The organism is Prauserella aidingensis, from assembly GCF_024171865.1.
Lineage (GTDB): Bacteria > Actinomycetota > Actinomycetes > Mycobacteriales > Pseudonocardiaceae > Prauserella > Prauserella aidingensis.
Genome location: NZ_JAMTCN010000035.1, coordinates 16055 through 40430, shown reverse-complemented (window position 1 = coordinate 40430; position 24376 = coordinate 16055). Strand labels below are relative to the sequence as shown.

28 protein-coding genes and 1 pseudogene are annotated in these 24376 nt (G+C 72.1%); 12 read left to right on the top strand and 17 right to left on the bottom strand.

The window, feature by feature from the left end; translation table 11 throughout:
* Nucleotides 1-348: 348 nt before the first annotated feature.
* The gene (locus tag LY13_RS23430; RefSeq protein WP_253830727.1) at nucleotides 349-1482 is read right to left on the bottom strand and encodes an MFS transporter; all 1134 of its coding nucleotides are present in this window, start codon (nucleotides 1480-1482) and stop codon (nucleotides 349-351) included.
* A 199-nt stretch (nucleotides 1483-1681) separates the two neighbouring features.
* Between LY13_RS23430 and LY13_RS23425 the strand changes: the two genes are divergently transcribed.
* Nucleotides 1682-2623, top strand: a complete 942-nt coding sequence (locus LY13_RS23425) for a LysR family transcriptional regulator (protein ID WP_253830722.1) — start codon at nucleotides 1682-1684, stop codon at nucleotides 2621-2623.
* A gap of 54 nt (nucleotides 2624-2677) precedes the next feature.
* Here the strand turns inward: LY13_RS23425 and LY13_RS23420 are convergent, their stop codons facing one another.
* The gene (locus LY13_RS23420; RefSeq protein WP_253830721.1) at nucleotides 2678-4195 is read right to left on the bottom strand and encodes a leucyl aminopeptidase family protein; all 1518 of its coding nucleotides are present in this window, start codon (nucleotides 4193-4195) and stop codon (nucleotides 2678-2680) included.
* Nucleotides 4196-4280: 85 nt separating this feature from the next.
* Nucleotides 4281-4448, bottom strand: a complete 168-nt coding sequence (locus tag LY13_RS23415; protein WP_048807468.1) for a DUF3117 domain-containing protein — start codon at nucleotides 4446-4448, stop codon at nucleotides 4281-4283.
* A 200-nt stretch (nucleotides 4449-4648) separates the two neighbouring features.
* Here LY13_RS23415 and LY13_RS23410 point away from each other — a divergent pair, with 200 nt between their 5' ends.
* Nucleotides 4649-5452, top strand: a complete 804-nt coding sequence (locus LY13_RS23410) for an enoyl-CoA hydratase-related protein (RefSeq protein WP_253830720.1) — start codon at nucleotides 4649-4651, stop codon at nucleotides 5450-5452.
* Nucleotides 5453-5718: 266 nt separating this feature from the next.
* Here LY13_RS23410 and LY13_RS23405 read toward each other — a convergent pair whose 3' ends face one another.
* Together LY13_RS23405 and LY13_RS23400 are read right to left on the bottom strand one after the other, a co-directional pair.
* Nucleotides 5719-6327, bottom strand: coding sequence for a DNA-3-methyladenine glycosylase I (locus tag LY13_RS23405; protein ID WP_253830719.1), 609 nt, complete (start codon nucleotides 6325-6327; stop codon nucleotides 5719-5721).
* Between the two features lie 239 nt (nucleotides 6328-6566).
* A pseudogene (locus tag LY13_RS23400) lies at nucleotides 6567-6878 on the bottom strand (DivIVA domain-containing protein); the annotation flags it as partial.
* A gap of 77 nt (nucleotides 6879-6955) precedes the next feature.
* On the opposite strand from LY13_RS23400, the gene LY13_RS23395 reads away from it, so the two are divergent.
* Complete coding sequence (locus LY13_RS23395; protein WP_253830718.1) at nucleotides 6956-7630, top strand: lysophospholipid acyltransferase family protein; 675 nt, start codon at nucleotides 6956-6958, stop codon at nucleotides 7628-7630.
* Between the two features lie 74 nt (nucleotides 7631-7704).
* Here the strand turns inward: LY13_RS23395 and LY13_RS23390 are convergent, their stop codons facing one another.
* From LY13_RS23390 to dapE, 3 genes are all read right to left on the bottom strand, one after another.
* The gene (locus LY13_RS23390; protein WP_253830726.1) at nucleotides 7705-8274 is read right to left on the bottom strand and encodes an LOG family protein; all 570 of its coding nucleotides are present in this window, start codon (nucleotides 8272-8274) and stop codon (nucleotides 7705-7707) included.
* A 2-nt stretch (nucleotides 8275-8276) separates the two neighbouring features.
* Complete coding sequence (locus tag LY13_RS23385; protein ID WP_253830725.1) at nucleotides 8277-9059, bottom strand: LOG family protein; 783 nt, start codon at nucleotides 9057-9059, stop codon at nucleotides 8277-8279.
* A 96-nt stretch (nucleotides 9060-9155) separates the two neighbouring features.
* Nucleotides 9156-10229 carry a succinyl-diaminopimelate desuccinylase gene (gene dapE, locus LY13_RS23380; protein WP_253830717.1) on the bottom strand — a complete coding sequence of 358 codons (1074 nt, stop codon included), beginning with the start codon at nucleotides 10227-10229 and terminating at the stop codon, nucleotides 9156-9158.
* A gap of 196 nt (nucleotides 10230-10425) precedes the next feature.
* Between dapE and LY13_RS23375 the strand changes: the two genes are divergently transcribed.
* Both LY13_RS23375 and dapD read left to right on the top strand, forming a co-directional pair.
* Nucleotides 10426-10899, top strand: a complete 474-nt coding sequence (locus tag LY13_RS23375; RefSeq protein WP_253830716.1) for a hypothetical protein — start codon at nucleotides 10426-10428, stop codon at nucleotides 10897-10899.
* A 21-nt stretch (nucleotides 10900-10920) separates the two neighbouring features.
* Nucleotides 10921-11907 (top strand): 2,3,4,5-tetrahydropyridine-2,6-dicarboxylate N-succinyltransferase, encoded by a 987-nt coding sequence (dapD, locus tag LY13_RS23370; RefSeq protein WP_253830715.1) that lies wholly within the window; start codon nucleotides 10921-10923, stop codon nucleotides 11905-11907.
* Nucleotides 11908-11972: 65 nt separating this feature from the next.
* Here dapD and LY13_RS23365 read toward each other — a convergent pair whose 3' ends face one another.
* The 5 genes from LY13_RS23365 to LY13_RS23345 all read right to left on the bottom strand — a co-directional run bounded on the left by LY13_RS23365 (nucleotide 11973) and on the right by LY13_RS23345 (nucleotide 14416).
* Nucleotides 11973-12188, bottom strand: a complete 216-nt coding sequence (locus LY13_RS23365) for a type II toxin-antitoxin system HicA family toxin (RefSeq protein WP_253830714.1) — start codon at nucleotides 12186-12188, stop codon at nucleotides 11973-11975.
* A gap of 8 nt (nucleotides 12189-12196) precedes the next feature.
* Nucleotides 12197-12406: a type II toxin-antitoxin system HicB family antitoxin gene (locus tag LY13_RS23360; RefSeq protein WP_253830713.1), complete on the bottom strand. Its 210-nt coding sequence runs from the start codon at nucleotides 12404-12406 to the stop codon at nucleotides 12197-12199.
* 227 nt (nucleotides 12407-12633) lie between these two features.
* Entirely contained in the window at nucleotides 12634-13725 is a 1092-nt protein-coding gene (dapC, locus tag LY13_RS23355) for a succinyldiaminopimelate transaminase (protein ID WP_253830712.1), read from the bottom strand.
* On the bottom strand, nucleotides 13722-14045 hold the full coding sequence (gene fdxA, locus LY13_RS23350) for a ferredoxin (RefSeq protein ID WP_253830711.1): 324 nt from the start codon (nucleotides 14043-14045) through the stop codon (nucleotides 13722-13724). The genes dapC and fdxA overlap by 4 nt, the downstream gene beginning before the upstream one ends.
* A gap of 149 nt (nucleotides 14046-14194) precedes the next feature.
* Nucleotides 14195-14416, bottom strand: a complete 222-nt coding sequence (locus tag LY13_RS23345) for a hypothetical protein (RefSeq protein ID WP_253830710.1) — start codon at nucleotides 14414-14416, stop codon at nucleotides 14195-14197.
* Between the two features lie 37 nt (nucleotides 14417-14453).
* Between LY13_RS23345 and LY13_RS23340 the strand changes: the two genes are divergently transcribed.
* The 6 genes from LY13_RS23340 to LY13_RS23315 all read left to right on the top strand — a co-directional run bounded on the left by LY13_RS23340 (nucleotide 14454) and on the right by LY13_RS23315 (nucleotide 19399).
* Nucleotides 14454-15242: a GNAT family N-acetyltransferase gene (locus LY13_RS23340; RefSeq protein ID WP_253830709.1), complete on the top strand. Its 789-nt coding sequence runs from the start codon at nucleotides 14454-14456 to the stop codon at nucleotides 15240-15242.
* Between the two features lie 33 nt (nucleotides 15243-15275).
* Entirely contained in the window at nucleotides 15276-16277 is a 1002-nt protein-coding gene (cofD, locus tag LY13_RS23335) for a 2-phospho-L-lactate transferase (RefSeq protein ID WP_253830708.1), read from the top strand.
* A complete protein-coding gene (locus tag LY13_RS23330; protein ID WP_253830707.1) occupies nucleotides 16270-17607 on the top strand; it encodes a coenzyme F420-0:L-glutamate ligase in 1338 nt (445 codons plus the stop codon). The genes cofD and LY13_RS23330 overlap by 8 nt, the downstream gene beginning before the upstream one ends.
* Nucleotides 17608-18147: an NUDIX hydrolase gene (locus tag LY13_RS23325; protein ID WP_253830706.1), complete on the top strand. Its 540-nt coding sequence runs from the start codon at nucleotides 17608-17610 to the stop codon at nucleotides 18145-18147.
* Nucleotides 18148-18239: 92 nt separating this feature from the next.
* The gene (locus LY13_RS23320) at nucleotides 18240-19043 is read left to right on the top strand and encodes a hypothetical protein (RefSeq protein WP_253830705.1); all 804 of its coding nucleotides are present in this window, start codon (nucleotides 18240-18242) and stop codon (nucleotides 19041-19043) included.
* Nucleotides 19040-19399 carry a GntR family transcriptional regulator gene (locus LY13_RS23315; RefSeq protein WP_253830704.1) on the top strand — a complete coding sequence of 120 codons (360 nt, stop codon included), beginning with the start codon at nucleotides 19040-19042 and terminating at the stop codon, nucleotides 19397-19399. Before LY13_RS23320 ends, LY13_RS23315 begins: the two co-directional genes overlap by 4 nt.
* Before the next feature lie 205 nt (nucleotides 19400-19604).
* On the opposite strand, the gene LY13_RS23310 is transcribed toward LY13_RS23315, so the two are convergent.
* From LY13_RS23310 to LY13_RS23295, 4 genes are read right to left on the bottom strand one after another with little or no spacing between them, the layout of a single operon-like run.
* A complete protein-coding gene (locus LY13_RS23310) occupies nucleotides 19605-20396 on the bottom strand; it encodes a putative hydro-lyase (protein ID WP_253830703.1) in 792 nt (263 codons plus the stop codon).
* Nucleotides 20393-21295, bottom strand: coding sequence for a 5-oxoprolinase subunit C family protein (locus LY13_RS23305; RefSeq protein WP_253830702.1), 903 nt, complete (start codon nucleotides 21293-21295; stop codon nucleotides 20393-20395). Before LY13_RS23305 ends, LY13_RS23310 begins: the two co-directional genes overlap by 4 nt.
* Entirely contained in the window at nucleotides 21292-21948 is a 657-nt protein-coding gene (gene pxpB / locus LY13_RS23300; protein WP_253830724.1) for a 5-oxoprolinase subunit PxpB, read from the bottom strand. Before pxpB ends, LY13_RS23305 begins: the two co-directional genes overlap by 4 nt.
* A gap of 41 nt (nucleotides 21949-21989) precedes the next feature.
* A complete protein-coding gene (locus tag LY13_RS23295) occupies nucleotides 21990-23402 on the bottom strand; it encodes an NRAMP family divalent metal transporter (protein ID WP_253830701.1) in 1413 nt (470 codons plus the stop codon).
* A gap of 120 nt (nucleotides 23403-23522) precedes the next feature.
* On the opposite strand from LY13_RS23295, the gene LY13_RS23290 reads away from it, so the two are divergent.
* Nucleotides 23523-24236: a GntR family transcriptional regulator gene (locus tag LY13_RS23290; RefSeq protein ID WP_253830700.1), complete on the top strand. Its 714-nt coding sequence runs from the start codon at nucleotides 23523-23525 to the stop codon at nucleotides 24234-24236.
* Nucleotides 24237-24376 lie beyond the last annotated feature (140 nt).

Below are 24376 nucleotides of genomic sequence, written 5' to 3'. Positions count from 1 at the left end.
CCGGAGCTGCTCGCGCTCCGCGACGTCGCCAGGACGATGCGCGACGACGACCGGCTCCGCCCCGCCGTACTGCCCCTCGGCGGTGGTCTGCTGGCGGCCGCCGTCGTCGGCCCCACGACCTGACCTCGGCCGCTCCGTCACGTGCCCCGAGCTGCCAAGGGCACTGTGGGGGCATCGAACACAGGCACGCGTCAGGGGCCGTGAGGGGCGGTGGGGAACCGTTGTGCGAGGGGAACCGTTGTGCGAGGGGAACCGTTGTGCGAGGGGAACCGTTGTGCGAGGGGAACCGTTGTGCGAGGGGAACTTTTGTGGCGTTCAACGCCACCAAGGTGCCCTTGGGGGCGAGGTTCAGGCGCGGCGGGCCGACAGGATCGCCAGGATGCCGACCGTGAGCGCGCCCGCGACAGCGGCCACGAGCCAGGCCCAGCCCGCGTGGCCGTACAGCACCGCGCCCGCCGCTCCTCCCACGCTGCTGCCGAGGTAGTAGCAGGCGTTGTAGAGCCCGCCCGCCTGTCCGCGCCCCGCGGGCGGGGCCTCGGCGGCGGCCCAGCCGCTGGCCACCGAGTGTGCGGTGAAGAACCCCAGCGTGAGGACGAGGAAGCCCGCCGCGACGAGCGGGACCGAGTCCGGCAATGTCAGCACCGCACCGGCGATCGTCAGCGCGAGACCGGTGCACGCCGTCCGCACCCGCCCGAACCGCGCGACCAGCCGTCCGGCCCTGCTCGAGGCGGCCGCGCCTCCCGCGTAGGCGACGAACACCAGCGAGGCGGTCGCCGGGTACAGGCCGAGGTCACCGGTGAGGCGGAACCCGGCAACGTTGTACAGCGCGACGAACGAGCCCATCGCGACCATCGCCACGACGTACTGCGCCAGCAGGACGCGGTCCGACGCGGCGGCGAGGAGTCCGCGCCCGACGTCGCGGAGCTTCGGTCTCGTGGCGCGTTTCGGCAGGCCGGGCAGGAACGCCGTGGTGATCAGGGCGCACACCAGGCCGATCCCGCCGACGACGGCGAGTGCGCCGTGCCAGCCGAACGCGTCGGTGGTGAATCCCGCGCTGAGCCGTCCGGACAGCCCGCCGAGCGTGTTGCCCGCGACCATCGCCCCGACGGCGCCCGCCACCCCCGCGGCGCCGAGGCGTTCGGCCAGGTACGCGGCCGCCACCCCGGGGAATCCGGCGATGGCCACGCCCTGCAGCACCCGCATCACGAGCAGCGCGTCGAACGTCGGCGCGAGCGGCAGCAGTAGGCCCAGTAGAGCCGAGATCAGCACCGAGGCGACGATGACGGGTTTGCGGCCGACGATCTCCGACAACACCGCGAGCGGCAGCACGGCGACGGCCAACGACCCGGTGGCCACACTGATCGCCAACGAGGCGCGGCCGGGGTCGAGCGCGAACTGCTCGGCGAGCTGCGGCAGCAGCGGCTGTGGCGCGTAGAGCAGCGCGAACGAGCACAGTCCCGCCGCGGTCACCGCCAACGTCACCCGGCGCGTCGGAACCGCGCCCGAGGCCACGGGCGAGGCTGCGCCCGAGGCCGCGGACGGAGTTGCGGACGGTGCGTCGGAACCCGCGGCGCCGGAGCGGGAGCCGGCCGGTGCCGACGAACGAACGGACATGGTTTCCGACGCTAAGTACCCCTGACCGATACGTCTAATGCACACATGACGGACAATCAATGCTGTGATGCATGAGTCCGAGGATGCGCGGGTCACGGCCGAACTGGCACCCCAGGTGGCGCTGCTGCGGGTGCTGAAGGTCACCGGGAACCTCACCCGTGCGGCCGCCGAGCTGGGCGTGCCGCAGCCCACGGCGAGCAGGCGGCTGGCGGCGCTGAGCGACCTGCTGGGCACCCCCGTGACCGAACCGGACGGCCGCGGTATCCGGCTCACCCGGGCGGGCACGCTGCTCGCCGACGCCGCCGAACGCGCCCAGGACGAGCTGACCCACGGCGTCCGCAGACTGCGCGAGGAGGTCGACCCGCAGCGCGGCCACATCACGCTCGGCTTCCTGCACCTGCTCGGCCGTTCCCTGGTGCCGGGCCTGGTGAGCGAATTCCGCAGGCTGCGCCCGCACACCCGGTTCACGCTGGTCCAGGGGTCCCGGCAGGACATCGTCGGCAGGCTCGCCTCCGGTGAGCTGGACCTCGCGCTGGTCGCACCGCCCGCCGACGGCCCCGGCCTCGACTCGCTGCCGCTGACCGAGCAGGAGCTGTTCGTCGCCGTGCCGCAGGGACACCGCCTCGCGGGCAGGTCGCACGTCTCCCTGGCCGAGCTCGAACACGAGGTGTTCGTGATGCTCGAGCACGGTTACGGCCTGCGCCAGATCACCGACGACCTGTGCGCGCGGGAGGGGTTCGCTCCGGTCGTGGCGTTCGAAGGCCAGGAGTCGGAGACCGTGCGCGGGCTCGTCGCGTCGGGACTCGGCGTCACCCTGCTGCCGAAGTTCGAGCCGGGCAGCCCGGCAGGTGTCGCCGAGGTGCCGTTACGGCCCCGGGTGACCAGGACCGTCGGCCTGTCGTGGCACGGCGACCGCCCGCTGCCACCCGTCGTGGCGGCCTTCCGGGACCACGTCCGCGGCCGCGCGCCCCTGCCTCCCGCCGCCCACGGCGGGCACGTTCCCGGCTAGGACGACTCAGCAGTACGACGGCTCAGGAGTACGACGGCTCACGAGTACGACGGCTCACGAGTAGGACGCGGCGAGCTCGACGAGCGTCCGGGCGCCGAACCCGGTACCGCCGGGCACGACCTCGTCGTAGGTCTTCTCCGCCCGCGCAGGCCCCGCGATGTCCAGGTGCGCCCACGGCAGCCCGCCCGCGAACTCACGCAGGAACAGCGCCGCCGTGACCCCGCCCGGACCGGGGGCGGCCTGCTTGACGTCGGCGATCTCGCTGCGCACGTCGCCCATGTGGTCCTCGAGCAACGGCATCCGCCACCACTGCTCCCCCGCCCGGTCGCCGGCCGCGCACACGCTCTCGGCCAGCGCGTCGTCGGTGGCGAACACGCCGCCGGTACGCAGGCCCAACGCGACCTTCATGGCGCCGGTGAGCGTCGCGACGTCGACGACCGCGTCGGGGCGGAAGCGCTGGATGCCGTAACCGAGCGCGTCGGCGAGCACCATGCGACCCTCGGCGTCGGTGTTGCCGACCTCGCTGGTGCGGCCGCCGTAGTGGCGCACGATGTCACCGGGCCGGTAGGCCGAGCCGGACACGTGGTTCTCGGCCGACGGCACGAGCGCGGTGACCTTCACCGGCAGACGCAGCGCGGCGATGGCGCGCATGGCGGCGATGACCGCCCCGCCCGCCGCCATGTCGGTGCGCATCAGGTGCATGCCCGCGGCCGGTTTGATCGAGATGCCACCGGTGTCGAAGGTGATGCCCTTGCCCACCAGCAACAGGTGCGCCGTCGCACCACGCGGCCGGTAGGCGAGCTCGATGAGCCGCGGCGGGCTGGCCGAACCTCCGCCCACGGCGAGCATCCCGCCGAAGTTCTGCTCCGCGAGCCACGTCTCCTCGCGGACGGTCGCGGTCAGGCCGCGGGTCTGTTCGGCGACGCGGGCGGCCACGTCCGCCAGCCAGGCCGGGTTCTTGACGTTGGACGGGGCGTTGGCCAGGTCGCGCGCCAGCGCGGACGCCGCGGCCACCTCACGGGCGCGGGCGACGGCGGCGGCCACCTCGTCGTCGGGCTCGCCGTCGAAGCGCACCGCGGTGACGGCCGGCTTCGGTTTCTCCCCCGTCACGCGGAAGCGGTAGGCGCCCAGCACGACCCCCGTCGTGAACGCGGCGGCCTGCTCGGCGTCGACCCCGGCGGGCAACCGCACCGCCACCTGGGTCGGCACGCGCCTGCCCGCGTCGGCCTCGGCCTCGGCCAGGGCGCAGGCGGCCCTCACCAGCCCCGCGCCGGCAGACCGGTACTGCGCGGGTTCGCCGTCACCGATGCCGACGAACCACGTCGGCACCGCGCCGTCGCCGGTCTCCGCGCCCGGCGTACCGCCGAGGGCCTTCACCGGGACGTCGACGACCTCGCCCGACTTCCCCGTGACCTGCATGTCCGCGGCCGTTTCGGCGTGCGGCGACCCGGCCTCGGCCAGCGCGTCGGGGCCGGCGTGGACGACGGCGAGGCGCTCACCCCGCCGGGCGGCACCGCCTGCCTCCACCTCGACGATCGGACTCGGTACGGGCGGCAGGACGGCACGCGCCATGTGAGACCCTCCAGGCACAAGAAGATCAGCCGGTCGGGCTCGGGCAACCGCCCGACCGGCGGTGGGGACAACGGGAAACGGCGGACTAGCTCGTGGCCTCCTGAAGGGCCGCGCCGAGGTCCTTGGCCTCCTCGGCCGTCAGCTCGACGACGAGGCGCCCGCCGCCTTCCAGCGGTACACGCATCACGAGGCCCCGTCCCTCCTTAGCAACCTCGAGGGGACCATCTCCGGTCCGGGGCTTCATGGCCGCCATAGCGTGCTCCCTCCATCTTCAGCCAGCACCCGGCTCGCGTTCGCGTCATGCTCCGGGTCAAGCACCTCACCCACCATTGTCCCCCATAGACAGTTTGCGGCGAACGGCGGACCGATCTTAGCGCCGGAGCATAGGCGCTGGTATGCGCTTCACAGGACTGACAGACTCGCGGCCGACACGACGATTCGGAGGGCTTTCCCGTGACGACAGACGACGTTCTGCAGGTGACCGACAGTGGCGAGGACGCCGGCGTGCGGACGCTGACACTCAACCGTCCGCAGGCGTACAACGCTCTGACGGTCGAGCTGAAGGAGCGCCTGCTGACCGCGCTGCGTGAGGCGGCCGACGACGACGGGGTGCGCGCGGTGGTGCTCACCGGGGCGGGCAAGGCGTTCTGTGCGGGCCAGGACCTGAAGGAACACGTCGGCCTGCTGCAGTCCGGCGACGACGCCCCGTTGCGCACGGTCGCCGAGCACTACAACCCGATCATCGAGACGATCACCGGCATGGCCAAGCCCGTGATCGCAGGCGTGAACGGACCGGCGGCGGGCGCGGGCGCGGCGCTGGCGTACGCCTCCGATCTGCGGATCGCGGCCGGGTCGGCGAACTTCCTCATGGCGTTCGCGAACGTCGGGCTCGGACCGGACAGCGGCGCGTCGTGGACGTTGCAGCGCCTGGTCGGCTACGGCCGAGCGCAGGAGCTGATGATGCTGGCCCGCACGGTCGACTCCACGGAGGCGTTGCGCATCGGGCTGGTCGGCGAGGTCGTCGCCGACGACGAACTGGCGAGCCGGGTCCACGAGGTCGCCCTCAAGCTGGCCGCGGGCCCGACAGTCGCCTACGCGAAGATCAAGTCGACCCTCGCGACGGCCGCCGAGAGCACCCTCTCGGACGCGCTCGCCGCCGAGGGCTCGGCGCAGACCGTGCTCGGCGGCACCGCCGACCACGCCGAGGCCGTCGACGCGTTCGTCAACAAGCGCAAGCCCGTCTTCACCGGCAAGTAGCGCCTCCCCACCCGCGACGCGGGGCCGGACACCCCGACCCCGCGTCGCAGGCAGGGCCGCGTCGCGGGTTGCAGCGCCCGTGTTGCAGATCGACGGGACCGTGTTGCGGGTTCCGGCGCCCGTGTTGCGGATCCCGGGGCTCGTGTTGCGGATCCCGGGGATCGTGTTGCGAATTCCGGGGAGGCGGCCATCTCGTCGGGCCCGGCGCGTGACCGTGCGGAGTCGTGACCGTGCCGCCTACGGGCGCGCGACCGGTCGGCCCCCGGTCACACCGCGCGGTGGCAGCCGGCGACGTGATCGTCGACCATGCCCGTGGCCTGCATCATCGCGTAGCAGGTCGTCGGCCCGACGAACGTGAACCCGCGCTTCTTCAACGCCTTCGCCATCGCGGTCGACTCGGGGGTCACCGCGGGCACGTCGGCCATCGTCGCGGGACGGCCGCGGGAGTCGCGAGGCTCCGGGGCGAACGACCACAGCAGGTCGTCCAGCGGGGTGTCCAGCTCGGCGATCGCGCGCGCGTTGCCGATCGTGGCGTGGACCTTCGCACGGTTGCGGACGATCCGCGCGTCGGCGAGCAACCGGGCGACGTCGTCGTCGGTGAACGCCGCGACGGCGCGCGGGTCGAAACCGGCGAACGCGTCACGGAACGCCTCCCGCTTGCGCAGGATCGTCAGCCACGACAGACCGGACTGGAACGCCTCGAGCGACAGCCGTTCGAACAGCGCCGTCTCCCCGCGCAACGGGACGCCCCACTCGGTGTCGTGGTACTCCGCGTAGTCGGGCGCACTGTTGCCCCACGAACAACGGGCCACGCCGTCGGCGCCGGTCAGCTCGTCCGTGCCGGTCACGACCCGTTCGCCCTCGCCCGTCGTCACCGCTGCACCCTGCCCATGCCCTGCACCCGGCCCATGCCCTGCGCCCTGCCCACGTCCTGCACCCCGTCCACACCCGGTGCGCTCTCCACACCCGGTGCGCTCTCCGCGCCGTGTGCCCTGGTCACGCCGTGTGCCCCGTTCCTGCCCGCCGTGCCGGTGTCGCCCGACACGCCGAGGCCTTCCACCGCGCCGCCCCGTTCCACGTCGCCGTCCCCCTCGCCGGGGTGTTCGCCGCCCCGCTCGGCACGGGCCGCGCGCGCGTCGAGCTCGGTCTCCAGCTCGGCGATCCGCCCGCGCAGGCTGTCGATCTCACCACCGAGGCGGGCGATCACCCAGTCCACCTCGGACATCTTATAGCCGCGGGCGGTGAGCTGGAACTTCACCGCCGCCACGTCGTCACCGGTGATGTCCTCGGCGGGCAGTCGCGTCGGCGACGCACCCTGCGCGAGCGGCGCGAGCTGCTCACCACGGCCGAACACGAGCGCGGCGAGCAGGAACACGACCGCCGCCACGAGCAGCATGACGAGCAGGTAGATGAGCGCGGTGGTCACACCCCGATCGTGGCACAGGCCCCCCATCGCTCGCGCGGACGTCACACCGGTTTGCCGCGCCGTGAGATGCTGGACGCGTGCTGCACCTGTTGATCCGCCGCGGAGTCGCCCCTCTTGCCAGGATGTTGTGGCGGCCGGACGTCCGCGGCACCGAGAACGTGCCGCCCGACGGCCCGGTGATCTTCGCGTCGAACCACCGCTCGGCCATCGACACGGCCGTGATCCCGTTCGTCGCGCCGCGTCCCGTGGCCTTCCTGGGCAAGGCCGAGTACTTCGAGGGCACCAGCCCGAAGGACCGGCTGCGCTCGGCGTTCCTGTCGGCGCTGGGGTACGTACCGGTGGAGCGTGGCAACGCCGCAGCCGGTCTCGCCGCGCTCGGTGCCGCGCAGAAGGTGCTCGACTCCGGCGGCGCGTTCGGCATCTACCCGGAGGGAACCCGTTCCCTCGACGGCAAGCTGCACCGCGGGCACACCGGCGTCGCCGCATTGGCGCTCGCCACCCGCGCACCGGTCGTACCGGTCGCCGTGTCCGGCACCGAGAACCTGCTCCCCGTCGGGAAGAAGCTCCCGCGGCCCGCGCAGGTCACGGTCCGGTTCGGCGAACCGCTCGACTTCTCCCGCTACGACGGGCTCGCCGCCTCGCCGCCGATCCGCCGCGCCGTCACCGACGAGGTCATGTACTCGATCCTCGAGCTGTCCGGCCAGGAGTACGTCGACGCCTATCACAAGCGCCCGGAGGGCGACGCCGCCTGACCCACCGCGTGGCCCGCACGCGTACATCGCCGGGCGACCGGCCTCGCCGACGCGCCGTCACGGGCGAAAGCCGGTCAGACGTCCCACTTGTCGACGGCGACCCCGGAGTGCCGGGAGAAGGAGTCGAGGAGTTTCTCCGGGTCGGCGTCGAGCCGCACCAGTTCGCGACTCGGGGTGTTGAGGAAGCCGGAATCCACCATGTGGTCGAGGAATTCGCCGAGTTTGACGTAGAAACCGGCGACGTCGACGATGCCGACCGGTTTCGCGTGCAGCCCGAGCTGGGCCCACGTCCAGATCTCGAACAGCTCCTCCAACGTGCCGATACCGCCCGGCAACGCGAGGAACGCGTCCGACAGCGAGGCCATCGTGGCCTTCCGCTCGTGCATGTCCTCGACGATCCGCAGCTCGGTGACGCCGTGGTGCGCCACCTCGGCGCGCACGAGGTGCTCGGGGATCACGCCGATCACCTCGCCGCCCGCCGCGAGGGCGGCGTCGGCCACCGTGCCCATCAGCCCGACGTCACCGCCGCCGTAGACGAGCCCGATCCCCCGGCAGGCCAGCAACTTGCCGACCGCCGACGCGACCTCGGTGTACACCGGGTCGTCGCCTGCCGACGAGCCGCAGAAAACACAGATCCGCCGCAGCACTAGTGCGTGTCCTCCCAAGCCTGGTACGAGTCCTGCACGACCTTCACGGCGTCGTCGACGTCGTCGGTGAGGTAGAGCAGATCGGCGTCGTGGTCGCCGATCTTGCCACTGCCGAGCACGGTGTCGCGGATCCAGTTGTACAGCCCGCCCCAGTAGTCGCTGCCGAACAGCACCACGGGGAACTTCGTGACCTTCTTCGTCTGCACCAGCGTCAGCGCCTCGAACAGTTCGTCCAGGGTGCCGAACCCGCCGGGCAGACAGATGAACGCCTGCGAATACTTGATGAACATCGTCTTCCGGGCGAAGAAGTACCGGAAGTTGACACCGAGGTCGACCCACGGGTTCAGGCCCTGCTCGAACGGCAGCTCGATACCCAGGCCGATCGACAGGCCACCGGCCTCCGACGCGCCGCGGTTGACGGCCTCCATCGCGCCGGGGCCACCGCCGGTGATCGCGGCGAACCCGGCCCGCGCCAGTTGCGCACCGATCTCCACGCCCGCGGCGTACTCCGGCGACTCGCGGTCCGTGCGCGCGGAGCCGAACACCGTCACGGCGCGCGGCACCTCGGCGAGCGCGCCGAAGCCCTCGACGAACTCCGCCTGGATCCGCAGCACCCGCCACGGGTCGGTGTGCACCCAGTCGCTCGGCCCGCGCGAGTCGAGCAGGCGCTGATCGGTGGTCGAGCCGGGGCCGGTCTTCTGCTCGCGCCGCAGCACGATGGGCCCGCGGAACGCTTCGGATGGATGTTCGTTCTCGTCCGGGTCACCGGGGGTGTTCACCACGTCGCTCACGCGTCACAGCCTACGAGGCACCGTGCGTGCGTCACTGTCCGGGCGAGCCGCCCTTCAGCCACCCTTCAGTCCCCCGTCAGCCGCACGTCAGCCGCCGGCGAGGAACCGCCGCAGCACGTCGGCGTGCCGCGTGATGTCGGCGACCGCGACCTGTTCGGCCTGCGTGTGCGCGAACGTCGGGTCGCCAGGGCCGAAGTTGACCGCGGGCATGCCGAACGCCGAGAACCGCGCGACGTCGGTCCAGCCGAGCTTCGCGGTCGCCGTGCCGCCCGCGGCCGCGACGAGCTCGGCCGCCGCCGGCTCCGACAGGCCGGGCCGCGCGCTCGGCGAGACATCGACGACCGTCACCTCGTAGCCGTCGAACACCGCGCGCAGGTGCGCCTCGGCCTCCTCGGTGGTGCGGTCGGGGGCGAACCGGTGGTTGACGCCCAGCACCGCGGAGTCCGGCACCACGTTGCCCGCCACGCCACCGCCGATCCGCACGGCCTGCAACCCCTCGCGGTAGGTCAGCCCGTCGATGTCGACCACGCGCGGTTCGTACGCCTCGAGCCTGCGCAGTGGTTCGCTCAGTGCGTGGACGGCGTTGACGCCCATCCACGCACGTGCGGTGTGCGCCCGCGCGCCCGAGGTCGTCACGTCGATGCGCATCGTGCCCTGGCAGCCCGCCTCGATCGACGCGTTCGACGGCTCCCCCACGATCGCCAGGTCGCCCCGCAGCCACTCGGGCGCCTCCCGTTCGATGCGGCCGAGGCCGTTGCGGCTGGCGTCGATCTCCTCGCAGTCGTAGAAGACGAACGTGATGTCGCGCTCGGGTTCGGTGAGCGTCGCAGCCAGGTGCAGGAACACCGCGTCGCCGCCCTTCATGTCGACCGTGCCGAGGCCGTACATGGTCGCGCCGTCAGCGCTGCGGCTGCTGGGCATGTTCGCGTTCTCCGGCACCGTGTCGAGGTGCCCGGCGAGCACGATCCGCGACGGCCTGCCGAGGTTCGTCCTGGCCAGCACGGCGTCGCCGCTGCGGACGACCTCGAGGTGCGGCGCCTGACTGCGCAGCGCGGCCTCGACCGCGTCGGCGATCGGCCGCTCGTGGGTCGATTCGGACGGGATGTCCACCAGCGCGGCGGTCAGGTCGACGGGGTCGGCGTGCAGATCGAGCGTGGGCATGGGGAGCACAGTAGTCGTGCGCCGCCGGCGAACCGGGGTCCGGTGGCGGTGCTGCGGGCGGACGCACCACGCACCCCGGAATCCGCAACACGCTCCCCCGAACCCGCAACACGGGCCCCGGAATCCGCAACACGGGCCGGGTGGCAGGCGGCACGGGTGGCGGCACGGCGAGCCGGGCGATGCGTAGGGTGAACGCGTGCGTATCCGGACATTGCTCGTGGCCGTGGCAGGCGTGCTCGTGGTGCTGACGTCGGCGTGTTCGCGCGAGGCCGGTCCGATGCCGACCGGGGGCGGCGGCGAGGATCCCGGGCCCGCGGCCCTGGCGACGAAACTGCGCGCGCTCACCCAGGACGTCTGCTACCGCTCGCCCGCCGACATCGACCCGCCCGCGTGCGAGAAGTACGTCACCCAGCTGGGGAGCATCCCCGGTTCGGCACGCGACTTCGCCCGGGGCGAGTACGGGCGCGGCGATCATCCCGGGCTGATCGAGGCGGCGAACACCCTCGGCGAGAGCCTGAAGACCTACAACAACGCCCAGTGCGGGCGCAGCGCGGGCGGCAGCCGCGACGACGAGGCGTGCACGCAGACGCTGCAGGACGTCGCGGACGCGCTCGACGACGTGCAGTCCGGGGTGCAGCAGCTGCCGCAGGTGTCCGGGCAGAACGGCTGACGTGCGGGTTACCGTTACGGCGTGAGTGAGCAGACCCCTGATCCCGAAACGACCGGCGCGAGCGGCGTCGGCCTGGCCACCGTCACGGCGTCCGGCACGGTGCTGGACACGTGGTTCCCGCACCCGCGGCTGACCGAGCCCGCCGCCGAATCCGGCACGGTGCGGCTGTCGGCGGAGGAGGCCGCGGAGTCGCTCGGCTCCGAGGTCACCTCGCTGCTGGGCACGGACGACGCCCGGGGCGTCGAGGTCGTGGCCGTGCGCACCACCGCGGCGACCCTCGCGACGGCCCCCGCCGACGGACACGACGTCTACCTGCGCCTGCACCTGCTCTCCCACCGGCTCGTGCGGCCGCACGGGGTGAGCCTGGACGGGCAGTTCGGCTTCCTGTCCAACGTCGTGTGGACCAACCACGGGCCGTGCCCCGTGGAGGGTTTCGAGGCGACGCGGATGCGCCTGCGCGCCCGTGGCCCGGTGACCGTGTACAGCGTCGACAAGTTCCCGCGCATGGTCGACTACGTCGTCCCGAGCGGTGTGCGCATCGGCGACGCCGACCGCGTACGCCTCGGTGCGCACCTGGCGAGCGGCACGACCGTGATGCACGAGGGCTTCGTGAACTTCAACGCGGGCACGCTCGGTGCGTCGATGGTCGAGGGACGTATCTCGGCGGGTGTCGTCGTGGGCGACGGCTCCGACGTCGGCGGCGGCGCGTCGATCATGGGCACGCTGTCGGGCGGCGGCAAGGAGGTCATCTCCATCGGCGAGCGCTGCCTGCTGGGCGCCAACGGCGGCGTGGGCATCTCGCTGGGCGACGACTCCGTCGTGGAGGCGGGCCTGTACGTCACGGCGGGCACGAAGGTGCTGGTCGACGGCAAGGCCGTGAAGGCGGGCGAGCTGTCGGGCATCTCGAACGCGCTGTTCCGCCGCAACTCCGCCACCGGCACCGTCGAGGTCGTCCCGCGGAAGGGCACGGGTATCGAGCTCAACGAGGCCCTGCACGCCAACGACTGACCGATACCTGCCACGAGAAACGCCGCCGGGCTCGCGGGCCCGGCGGCGTTTCTCGTGCGCGTGTCCTACAGCAGCTTCTGCAACTCGTCGATCGTCATGTCGACGTCGTTCACGATGCCTCGGAGAGTGCCTTTGGCGAGATCGCGTCCACGATGAACGGGAACAGTCGTCCCGCGCCCGTCCGGGTGGCGCAGGATGTGGTGGCTGCCCGCCACCCGGGCGACGTCGAAACCTGCCTTCTGCAACGCCTTGACCAGCCTGTCACCCCGTACGGAAGGCACAGGCGGCATCAGGCGACGTCCAAGGTGACGGCCAGTTCGTCGGGAGCACCGAATTCCTCGATCAGTCCCAGGAGGGCATCGCGCAGGTCCGAGACGGCGGCGTCCCGGGTATCGCCTTCGCCGTGCGCCCCTACGTACGGGCGCAACTGCGCGTGGGCACACCAGACGCCGTCCTCGTCCTGCTCGACGACGTACGGCACATGGACTACGCGGCTCATGGCGACACCCCTTCTGTGGACGGACACCACTGTAGTCAGCAGCGCCCCTCCGAGCGAATGCAGAACACGCGGTACCGAACGCAGGACACGCGTGCCCCGGGTCCACAACGCGGTCCCGGAAAGCGCCACACGAACCCCGGAATCCGCAACACGGGCCCCTGGATCCGCAACACGAACTCCGGAAAGCGCAACACGGGCCCCGGAAAGCGCAAGACGGCCGTTGCCGGTTACTCCGAGAGGCGTTTCGCGGCGGTCGCGACGCGTTCGTCGGTGGCGGTCAGGGCGACGCGCACGTGCGAGCCGCCACCGGGGCCGTAGAACGTACCGGGGGCGACGAGGATCCCGCGTTCGGCGAGCCACGCCACCGTGTCGTCGGTCGGCTCGTCGCGCGTGGCCCAGAGGTACAGGCCCGCTTCGGAGTGGTCGATGCGGAAGCCCGCGCCGGTGAACGCCTCGCGCAGCAGTTCACGGCGGGAGAGGTACAGCTCGCGCTGCCGGTCGAGCAGCGCGTCGTCGGCGAGTGCCACGCGCATGGCCTCCTGCACGGGCCTCGGCACGATCATGCCCGCGTGTTTGCGGACGGCCAGCAGGTCGGCGACCAACGCGGGGTCGCCGGTGACGAAGCCGGCGCGGTAGCCGGCGAGGTTGGCCGACTTCGACAGCGAGTGCACGGCGAGCAGGCCCTCGTGGCTGCCGCCGCACACGTCGGGGTGCAGGATCGAGACCGGGTCGGCGTCCCAGCCGAGCGCGAGGTAACACTCGTCGGACACGACCGTGACGCCGCGCTCGCGGGCCCAGTCGACGACCTTGCGCAGGTGGTCGACGCCCAGCACGCGACCGGTCGGGTTCGACGGGGAGTTGAGCCAGACCATCGCGGGCGTCTCGGGCCCGAGCGCGGTCAGACTGTCGGCGCGGCGGGGCGTCGCGCCCGCGATCAGCGCCCCGACCTCGTACGTCGGGTACGCCAGTTCCGGGATGACGACGACGTCACCCGCGCCCGCTCCCAGCAGCATCGGCAACCACGCGACCAGTTCCTTCGAACCGATCGTGGGCAGCACGGCGTCCGGGTCGACGCCGGTGACGCCGTGCCTGCGGCTCAGCGCCTCGACGGCGGCCTCCCGCAGTTCCGCCGTGCCGTGCGTGGTCGGATAGCCGGGGATGTCCGACACGGACGCCAGCGCGTCCCGGACGGCCTCGGGCACCGGGTCGACCGGTGTGCCGACCGACAGGTCGACGATCCCGTCCGGGTGCGCCTTCGCCCGTGCGGTGTGTTCGGCCAGCGAGTCCCAGGGGAAGCCGGGCAGCTGGAGCCGGGTCATTCGTGCGACTGCGGGGGCAGGTCCTTGATCCACTGCGGGTCGTGCGCGGTCTTGCCGACCTTGGACGCTCCGCCCGGCGAGCCGAGCTCGTCGAAGAAGTCCACGTTCGCCTTGGTGTAGCTGGCCCACTCTTCCGGGACGTCGTCCTCGTAGTAGATCGCTTCCACGGGGCACACCGGCTCGCAGGCACCGCAATCGACGCATTCGTCGGGGTGGATGTAGAGCATCCGGTCGCCCTCGTAGATGCAGTCGACGGGGCACTCGTCGATGCATGCCTTGTCGAGCAAGTCGACGCACGGCTCGGCGATAACGTAGGTCACTGCGTTCTCCTGCTGTTGCTGTGTTCCTCTAGCAGCCTCGGCCGGTCCGCATCCATGGCGGACACCTTCGGACATTACGTGGTGCCGGCAGGCATCCTAAGCCCAGGCCACCCTTATCCGGGCGACAACGCCGACGTGACGAACAACGCTCACGGGCGTCGCCGACGTCCGGTATTACGGCGGTCGCCGGTGATCACGAAGTGTGGTGACGCCTGCTCCGTGGCGTCGGCGCCGTCACCCTCCGTGCCGTCCGGGTCATCACCGGTGCCGGGGTCGTCGGTCTTCCGCTGCCCGATGGCGCGGTTGAAGCTGTCGGAGATCTCCTTCGCGAGGTCGGCGTTGTGACGGTCGTCCCTGCGCGAGATGTTCATGCCTCTCCTCTCGCCCGTACGCGGTACCCATGTCGGTGTGATCAGTGCGATGCGCATCGAACGGGCCTGCGCCGACGCGTGGCCCGCCCAGGTCAACGAGCCGCTCGGCGGGTGGAGGCTGCGGGCAGCCGACGGTTTCACCGGCCGTGCCAACAGCGCCCTCGCCCTCGACGATCCCGGCCTGCCCCTGCCCGACGCACTGGCCGCGGTCTGTGACTTCGCTCACCAGCATGCCATCCCTCCGATGCTGCAGGCCGTGCAGAACTCGCCCGTGGAGCGCGAGCTGCCGCGGTTCGGGTGGCGGCCGTGCGACGACCACGCCGCGGGCAACGACGTCGCGGTGCTGCTCGGCCCGACCGTCCCGCCGGATGCCACCGCCCCACCGGCCACCGCGGCCAGGCCGGCCACCGGGGCCGCGGATCACCGCGTCGACGTGCTCACCGAGCCGACGGCAGGCTGGTGGGAACTGACCGTCGGCAGGCCCCGGCCCACCGACGCCGAGCGGGCGGTCCTCACCGGTGGCGGACCGGTCGGCTACGGGGTCGCGACCGGCCCCGACGGAGCGCGGGCCGCGGTGCGAGGAGCCGTCGCCGACGGCCTGCTGCTCGTCGCGCGCCTCGCCGTGCATCCCGAGCACCGCAGGAAGGGCCTGGCGCGGGCGTCGATGGCCGCGATCGGCGCCTGGGGCAGGCGCCACGGCGCCGAGGCGTGCGTGCTCCAGGTCGCCGCCGACAACGCCGCCGCGCTCGCCCTTTACGAGCGGCTCGGTTTCCGCGAACACCACCGGTATCGCTACTGGGCTCCGTGCGAGGATCGAACGCTGTAAGGACGGGGTGAGAACGACGAAAGAGGCAGGGTCGTGAAGGTCGTGGTCGTGGTCGGCGGAGTGGGAGGTGCCCGCTTCCTGCTGGGGGTCAAAGCCGCGCTGGGGCTGCCGCCGACGGGAGCACCGGACGGCGGGTCGGAACACGAGGTCACGGCGCTGGTCAACACCGGCGACGACGTGTGGATGCACGGTCTGCGCGTCTGCCCCGACCTCGACACCTGCATGTACACGCTCGGTGGCGGCGTCGATCCGGAGCGCGGCTGGGGCCACGCCGACGAGACGTGGTCGGTGAAGGCCGAGCTGGAGGCCTACAACGCGGACCCGACGTGGTTCTCGCTCGGCGACAAGGACATCGCCACGCACCTGGTGCGCTCGCGGATGATCCGCGCGGGCTATCCGCTGTCGGCGGTCACCGAGGCGCTGTGCAACCGGTGGCAGCCCGGCGTGCGGCTGTTGCCGATGTCGGACGACCGGGTCGAGACGCACGTCGTCATCGACGACCCGGAGGACGCGACGAAGCGGAAGGCGATCCACTTCCAGGAGTGGTGGGTGCGGCACCGGGCCGAGCCGCAGGCGCATTCGATCGTGCCAGTCGGCGCGGAGGAGGCGACTCCGGCGCCGGGCACTCTGGAGGCGATCGCCGAGGCGGACACGGTGCTGTTCGCGCCGTCCAACCCGGTGGTGTCGATCGGGTCGGTGCTGGCGGTGCCCGGTTTCCGGGAGGCGCTGCGCAAGACCGAGGCCGGCGTGGTCGGCGTGTCCCCGATCATCGGCGGCAAGGTGCTGCGCGGCATGGGCGACGCGTGCCTGTCGGCGATCGGCGTCGAGACGTCCGCCGAGGCGGTGGGCGCGTACTACGGCTCGCGGCAGACCTCCGACGAGGGACTCCTCGACGGCTGGCTGGTGCACTCGGGCGAGCGCGTCGACGTGCCGGGCGTCGCGGTGCGCGCGGTGCCGATCATGATGTCCGATGTGGACACCACGGCGCAGATGGCGCGGGACGCCCTCGACCTGGCCGGGGTGCACGTTGACTGACCACTCGGGCGACCGCGTCGAGATCCTGCCGGTGGGAGGATTGCCGGAGTTCCGGCCGGGCGACGACCTCACCGGCGCCATCGCCTCGGCCGCGCCGTGGCTGCGCTCGGGCGACGTCGTGGTGGTCACGAGCAAGATCGTGTCGAAGGCCGAGGGCAGGCTGATCCGCGTGCCGTCGGACCCGGAGGAGCGGGACGCCGCCCGGCGGCAGCTGATCGACGAGGAGTCCGAACGTGTCCTGGCGCGCATCGGGCGGACCCTCATCACCCGGAATCGCAACGGGATCGTGCAGGCCGCCGCGGGCGTCGACGCGTCCAACGTGAACCTCGACGAGATCGCGCTGCTCCCCTACGACCCCGACGCGTCGGCGCTGGCGCTGCGGAACGGTCTGCGCGAACGGCTCGGCGTCGAGGTCGCGGTACTGATCACCGACACGATGGGACGCGCGTGGCGCAACGGCCAGACCGACGAGACGATCGGCGCATCCGGTCTGCGTGTCCTGCACGCCTACGAGGGCGAGGTCGACGACCACGGCAACGAGCTGGCGGTCACCGAGATCGCCGTGGCCGACGAGATCGCCTCGGCCGCCGATCTGGTCAAGGGCAAGCTCGGCGGACTGCCGGTCGCGGTGGTGCGCGGCCTGGAGATCGGCGACGAGCGGTCGACGGCGCGGGACCTGGTGCGTCCCGCCGACTACGACCTGTTCCGGCTGGGCACCAACGAGGCCCTCGCCCAGGGCAGGCGGGAGGCCGTCCTGACGCGGCGGTCGGTGCGCGAGTTCACCGCCGACGCCGTGGACCCCGAGGCGCTGCGCCGGGCCGTGGGCGCGGCGCTGACGGCGCCCGCACCGCACCACACCCGCCCGGTCCGGTTCGTCCGGCTGCGCGAACCCGGCACGCGGACGAAACTGCTCGAGGCGATGCGTGAGGCGTGGCGGGGTGATCTGACGGCCGACGGGTTCACCGACGAGCAGATCGAGAAACGCCTGCGCCGCGGTGACATCCTGTTCGACGCGCCCGAGGTGATCGTCCCGTTCCTGGTGCCCGACGGCGCCCACACCTACCCCGACGATCGGCGCAACGCCTGCGAGAACACAATGTTCACCGTCGCGGGCGGTGCGGCCGTGCAGGCGCTGCTCGTCGCGCTGGCCGCCGAGGGGCTGGGCTCGTGCTGGATCGGGTCGACGATCTTCGCCGCCGACGTCGTGCATTCGAGCCTCGGCATCGACCCCTCGTGGCGGCCGCTCGGCGCCGTCGCCGTCGGCCACCCGGCCGAACCGCTCGCACCGCGCCCTCCCCGTGATCTCGACGACGGATTCCTGGAGCTGTAGATGACCGCGCTGCACCCCGCCGCCACGTCCACTCTGGACGGCTGGAAACCGGACACGGCCGCGCAGGAATCGCTCCGGCAGGCCTACCTCGGATTCCTCGCGGCACGCGAGGACGCCTGCGCGCGGTCGTGCGAGGCCGGCCACCTCACGGCGTCGGCGATCGTGCTGGACGCCACGGGCGAGCACGTGCTGCTGACGTTGCACCCGCGGGTCGGCCGGTGGCTGCAGCTCGGCGGGCACTGCGAACCGGAGGACACCTCGCTCACCGCGGCGGCACTGCGCGAGGCCACCGAGGAGTCGGGCATCTCCGGGCTGACGATCGAGGAGGAGCCGCTGCGGCTCGACGTCCACCCGATCACCTGCTCGCTCGGCGTGCCCACGCGGCACTTCGACGTCCAGTTCCTCGTGCGCGCGCCCGCGGGCGCCGAGCCGGTGGCCGGCGACGAGTCCGACGACCTGCGCTGGTGGCCGGTCCGCGCACTGCCGCCCGACACCGAGGACCTCACCGAACTGGTCGCGGCCGCGCTCGACAGGACGTGACCCGGGTTCCCGTCGGCACGGGAACCACCGGTTGACTTTGTCGCATGGTTTGTCCCAACATTGATACAGACCATGCGACAAAAGGGGGACAGATGGACGACGCCGACCTGGCACTCGCACGTCCGCACGCCCGCACCTGGCTCGAGCGCCACGGTGCGAGCGGACGCGAGCCGAGCCGCGTACTCACCGCCCGCATCGCCGTGCGGAAACGGCGCACCGAACGGGAAATGCTGCATCTCGGACTGCTCTGCGTCGCGCTCATAGCGTTCGTGCTCGTGACGGAGTTCGCCTCGCTGTCGCTCGTGATCAACGGCCAGGACGTGCTCAACGTCGTGGTGATGGGCGCCTTCTACCTCCTGATGGCGGCTCTGACCTGGTGGGGATCCCGCTCGCAACGCCGCGCGGAACGGCGCATCGCCGCGTCGCTGCCGCAACGTGCCGCCCACGGCACCGGCACGGGCGCGGTGCGCGTGCTCGGCGTGCCGTTCGTGGTCGCCTCCGCCGCGACCTACGTCGGCGGCGTGGCGATCGGGGCCGTGCTCGCATTCGGCGCGGACACGGTGACCGACCGGCTCATCGCTGCCATCTTCGCCTGCGGAACGGCGATCTTCGCGGTGATCACCGCCGTCGTCGCAGCCGAGGAGGTGCGCAGGGGCGCGCTCGCCGAGGACGAGGAGTCCCTCGCGGCCGACGACCTGCTGCGCGTCGAGGACGCCCACCGGGTGCCGCCCTTCCCCGCGGTCCTCGCGGCCATCTACGCGGTCAACGTCACCGACACCGCCACGATCGCGACGTTCGGCGGGTTCGCCGTGGTGACGATCCTGCTGTGGGCGGCGGTGTACGTGCAGGACACCAGGAGGAAGCTGGTCACACCGGACGGAGCGGTCACCGCATGATCGTCACCGTGGACGCCACCTCGAAGGTGCCGCCGTACGAACAGATCCGCTCCGGGCTGGCCGAGCAGATCAACGACGGCGCACTGGCCGTCGGCACGAAACTGCCCACCGTGCGCAAACTCGCCGCCGACCTCGGCATCGCGCCCAACACGATCGCCCGCGCCTACCGCGAGCTCGAGGAAGCCGGGCTGCTCGAGACGAAGGGCCGTTCGGGCACGTTCGTCGCGGCCACCGGCGACCGCACGAGGATCAGGGCCCGCGACGCGGCCCGCCGTTATGCCGACACGGCCCACAAGCTCGGCCTGAGCGAGGACGAGGCCATCGCCATCGTCACCGCCGCCATCCGCACCTCCTGACGCGCCCCGCCCCACCGTGTCGCGGATTCCCGGAGCCGTGTTGCGGATCCCGGGGGCCGTGTTGCAGGTTCCGGGGTTCGTGTTGTGGATTCCCGGGGCCGTGTTGCGGTTTCCGGAGCCCGTGTTACAGATCCCGGGGTTCGTGGTGCGGACCCCGGGGCCGGCAGCAGGGTGCGGCCGCGCCCCACGACACGGATTCGGCGTGTCAGCCGTCGAGGCGGTAGTCGGTGTCACGCGCGTCGGTGATCGCCATGTGGCCGGGTGCGTGACCGATCGCCAACGCCGGCTTCGACCTCATCACGGCGGCCTGCGGCGTCACCCCACATGCCCAGAACACGGGTACCTCGCCGGGCTCGATCCGCACCGGGTCGCCGAAATCGGGCGCATCGAGGTCGTCGATGCCGATGAGCGCGGGTTGTCCGATGTGGACCGGCGCGCCGTGCACCCGCGGGTAACGGGCCGTCACCCGGATCGCGTCCTCCACCCGGTCGGCCGGGATCGGGCGCATCGACACCACGAGCGGTCCCGCCATGCGGCCTGCCGGGCGGCACGCGACCGACGTGGTGTACATCGGCACGTTGCCGCCGTCCTCGATGTGCCGCACCGGTACGTCGGCAGCCAGCAACGCCGTCTCGAACGTGAAGCTGCAGCCGATGAGGAACGTGACGAGGTCGGCGCGCCAGAGATCGCCGACGTCGGTGCGCTCCGCGGTGAGCTCACCGCGCTCGTAGACGCGGTAGGCGGGCAGATCGCTGCGCAGGTCGCCGTCGAAGATCGGCAGTGACACGGCGCCGGGTTCGGTGACGCCGAGCACCGGGCACGCCTGCGGATTGCGCTGGGCGAAGCGGAGGAAGTCCTCGGCGACGTCGGCGGGCAGCGAGATCAGGTTGGCCTGCGTCCACCCCGGGCAGTGCCCCGCGGTGGGTGTGCGCAGACCGGCCCGGTAGGCGGCCCTGGCCTCAGCGGGCTCGGCGAACGGCGTGTGCGATGCGGTCATGACGACCTCCCGGAACTCGTCGCCCCCGGCCGTGCCGACGCGCGAGCCGGGGCGAATTGCACGCGCGCGCCGGGCCGCAGCTGGGCCGCGTCGTCCACGTCGGCGGCGACCACCACGGCGATCACGGGATAACCGCCGGTGACGGGATGGTCGGCGAGGAACAGGGTCGGTTTCCCCGACGGCGGCACCTGCAGCGCACCCGACACCATGCCCTCGCTCGGCAGCTCGCCCACGCCCGCGCGGGACAGTTCCGGACCGTCGAGCCGCGCGCCCACCCGGTCGCATTCCGACGTCACGGCGTAGGGCTCGCTCAGCAACGTCTCCAGTGCGCGGGCGGTGAACCAGTCGTCACGCGGGCCGGGGACGACCCGCAGGGTGACCTCGTCGCCCGCGATCGGCCGTCCCGGCGCACCGTCGACGACGGGGAACCGTGCGGGGGCCGGCCCGACGGGCAGGACGTCGCCCTCCCGCAGCAGCTGCGGGCCGAGGCCGGACAGCAGGTCAGCCGACCGGGAACCGAGCACGGCGGGCACGGTCAGCCCACCCCGCACGGCGACGTAACTGCGCAGGCCACGGGAGGGCGCGCCGAGGCGGAGGTCGGCGCCTGCGGGAACCCGCAGCACGCTGTCCGGCGCCGCGCCACGGCCCGCCACGGTGACCGGGCACGGCGCCCCGGTCACGGCGATCGTCACCGGCGACCGCGCGCGGGCGGCGAACCCGCCGAAGGTCACCTCGACCCCCGCCGCGTCCTCGTCGTTGCCGACGAGCCGGTTCGCCAGCCATAGGGATCCGCGGTCCGCCGCGCCCGAGACGCCCACGCCGATACCCGCGTGGCCCGGCCTGCCCAGGTCCTGCACCGTCGCCAGCGGACCGGGGGCGAGCACCTCGAGTCCCGTCACGCGGCACCTCCGGTGGACGCCGGCCCGTCGGAGTCCGCCGACGTCGTGGCCTCGACGAAACGCACACGCACCCCCGGGCGCAACAACGCGGGCGGGTCACGGTCGACGTCCCAGGTCACGAGGTCGGTGCGGCCGATGAGCTGCCAACCACCCGGCGACGAACGGGGATAGACGCCGCTGAACGTGCCTGCCAGCGCGACCGATCCGGTCGGCACGCGTGTCCGCGACTCGGCGCGCCGCGGCACCTCCAGTCGCGGCGACCCACCCGCCAGGTATCCGAAGCCGGGGGCGAATCCGCCGAACGCGACCGTCCACTCGTACCCGGTGTGCTCGGTGATCACGTCGCGTTCGGACAGTCCGGTGTGGTGGGCGACGTCGGCGAGATCCGGCCCGTCGTAGACGACCGGTATCTCCACCAACTCCCCACCGGACCGCGTGACCTCACTGGGGCGGGTCTCGCGGACGGCCCGTTCCACGGCGGCAGCATCGGTGCGGTCGGGGTCGAACCGCAGCAGCAGCGTGCGGGCGGCGGGGACGAGGTCGACGACGCCGTCCGGCCGGTCGACGTCGAGCGCCGCGTGCAGCGCCAGGACGTCGTCGAGACCCGACGACTCGACGAGCAGCGCCGTGTCACCGCACGGCAGCACCCGCAGCGTGATCGTCTCCATCGGGCTCCTCCCGCCACCTCGCGCCGTCAGCTCCACAGGTCCGCGATGCCGCTGAGGGAATTCCACCCGAGATAGAGCGTCAACAGCCAGGCCGCCACGCCGATCACCAGCAGCCAGCGCGGATAGCGGTAGCCGCCGAGCAGGTCGCTGCGCCGCGCCGCGACCCACATCAGCACGCCGAACCCGACGGGCAGGATCAGCCCGTTGAGCGCACCCGCGAGGATCAGCAGCGTCGTCGGCGCCTGGTCGAGCAGCACGAAACCCACCGCGGAGACCACGATGAACCCGGCGACGAGCAGGTTCTGTCGCCGTTTCAGCGCGGGCGAGAACGACACGAGGAACGACACCGACGTGTAGGACGCGCCGATCACCGACGTGATGCCCGCGGCCCACAGCACCATGCCGAACAGCCGCATGCCGACCTCGCCCGCCGCGTGGCCGAACGCCTCCGCGGTCGGGTTTCCGCCGGTCAACGCCGCTCCGCCCGCGACGACACCGAGGATCGCCAGGAACAGCACGACCCGCATGACACCCGTCACCAGCAGTGCCGTCACCGAGCTGCGGGACACGCGCGCGACCTCGTCGGGGCCGCTGACCCCGGAGTCGACGAGTCGGTGCGCGCCCGCGTAGGTGATGTAGCCGCCGACGGTCCCGCCGATCAGCGTGGTGATCACGAGCACGTCGATCGTGTCGGGCACGACCGCCTGTCTCATGGCCTCGCCCACCGGCGGGGACGACGAGACCGCGACGTATGTCGTCAGTGCGATCATCACGAACCCGAGCACGACGACGAGCCGGTCCATCGCGACACCGGCGCGTTTGCTGACGAAGATCGCGATGGCGACGGCCGCGGAGATCGTGCCGCCGATCTTCACGTCGAGGCCGAACAGCGCGTCCAGGCCGAGCGAGGTGCCCGCGACGTTGCCGACGTTGAACACGAGCCCGCCGAGCACGACGAGCGCCGCCATGAGGTAGCCGACGCCCGGCAGCACGCGGTTGCCGAGCTCCTGCGCACGCAGCCCGGAGACGCCGATGACACGCCAGACGTTCAGCTGCACCGCGATGTCGACCACGATCGAGAGGACGATCGCGAACGCGAACGCCGCACCGAGCTGCGCGGTGAACTCGGTGGTCTGCGTGATGAAGCCGGGACCGATGGCGCTCGTGGCCATCAGGAAGATCGCACCGGCGAGTGCGCCGCGTTTGGTGGCGCCCGCGAGTGCGCCCGTGGCGGTCTTACCGTCGCCGGCGTGTCCGCCGCCGGTGCCGCCTCCGCCGCCGGTGCCGCTGTCGCTGCCGCCGTCGTTGTCGGGTCGGCCTGCGGCTCCGCTGCGTGCGGTGCCGTTTCCGCTGTCGCGGTTTCCTGCGGTGCCGTTTCCTGCGGTGCCGTGTCCGTCGCCGGCGTGTCCGTCGTCGCCGCTGCCCACGTGGTCGGCCATGTCGGTCTCCCGGGGTCGATGGTTTCGCCAGACGGTAGCCAGTTGTTCAACAATCCGACAAGGGGGCAATGTTCTTGTTACCATTCCCGGACCCGACGACACGGAGGTCGACACCCGCCGATGGCCAGTCCCACCGCCCGCGACCAGGCCGACTGGTCCGACCTGCTCGCGGGTGACCGCGCACTGCTCGACCGAACCAGCACCGCGGAACGGGTCGCCGACGCGCTGCGACAGTGGATCATCGACGGCCGCCTCCGGCCGGGCACGCAGCTGTCGGAGCACAGCGCGGGCAAGGCGCTCGGGGTGTCACGCAACACGCTGCGCGAGGCGTTCCGTCTCCTGGTCCACGAACGACTGCTCGTGCACGAGTTCCATCGCGGCGTGTTCGTCCGAGTGCTGGCCGCCGACGACGTGACCGATTTGTACCGCACGCGGCGCCTGCTGGAGACCGGCGCGATCCGGGCGGCGTCCGACGTGCCCCCGGACGTGCTGGCGGAGCGACTGTCGGCGATCGACGCGGCGATCACCGCCGCAGAGGACGCCGCCGTCGAAGAGCACTGGCTGGACGTCGGCACCGCGAACATGCGGTTCCATCAGGCGATCACGGCACTCGCAGGCAGCCCGCGGGCCGACGAGATCATGCAGCAGCTCACGGCGGAACTGCGACTGGCGTTCCACGCGACGTCGGCCCTGCGCCGCTTCCACGAGCCGTACATCGAGCTCAACCGCGGCATCGCCCGCCTGCTGGGCGACGGCGAGTTCGGCGCCGCGGCCCGCGCCCTCGACGAGTACCTCACCACGGCACAGCGCCAACTCCTCGACGCCTTCGCCTGACCGCCCGCCGTGTTGCGTCCCCAGGGGCGCGTGTTGCGGATTCGGGGGGCGCGCGTTGCAGTCCCGGGGGCGCGTGTTGCGGATTCGGGGGCGCGTGTTGCAGTTCCGGGGGCGCGTGTTGCGGTTTCGAGGGGCCGTGT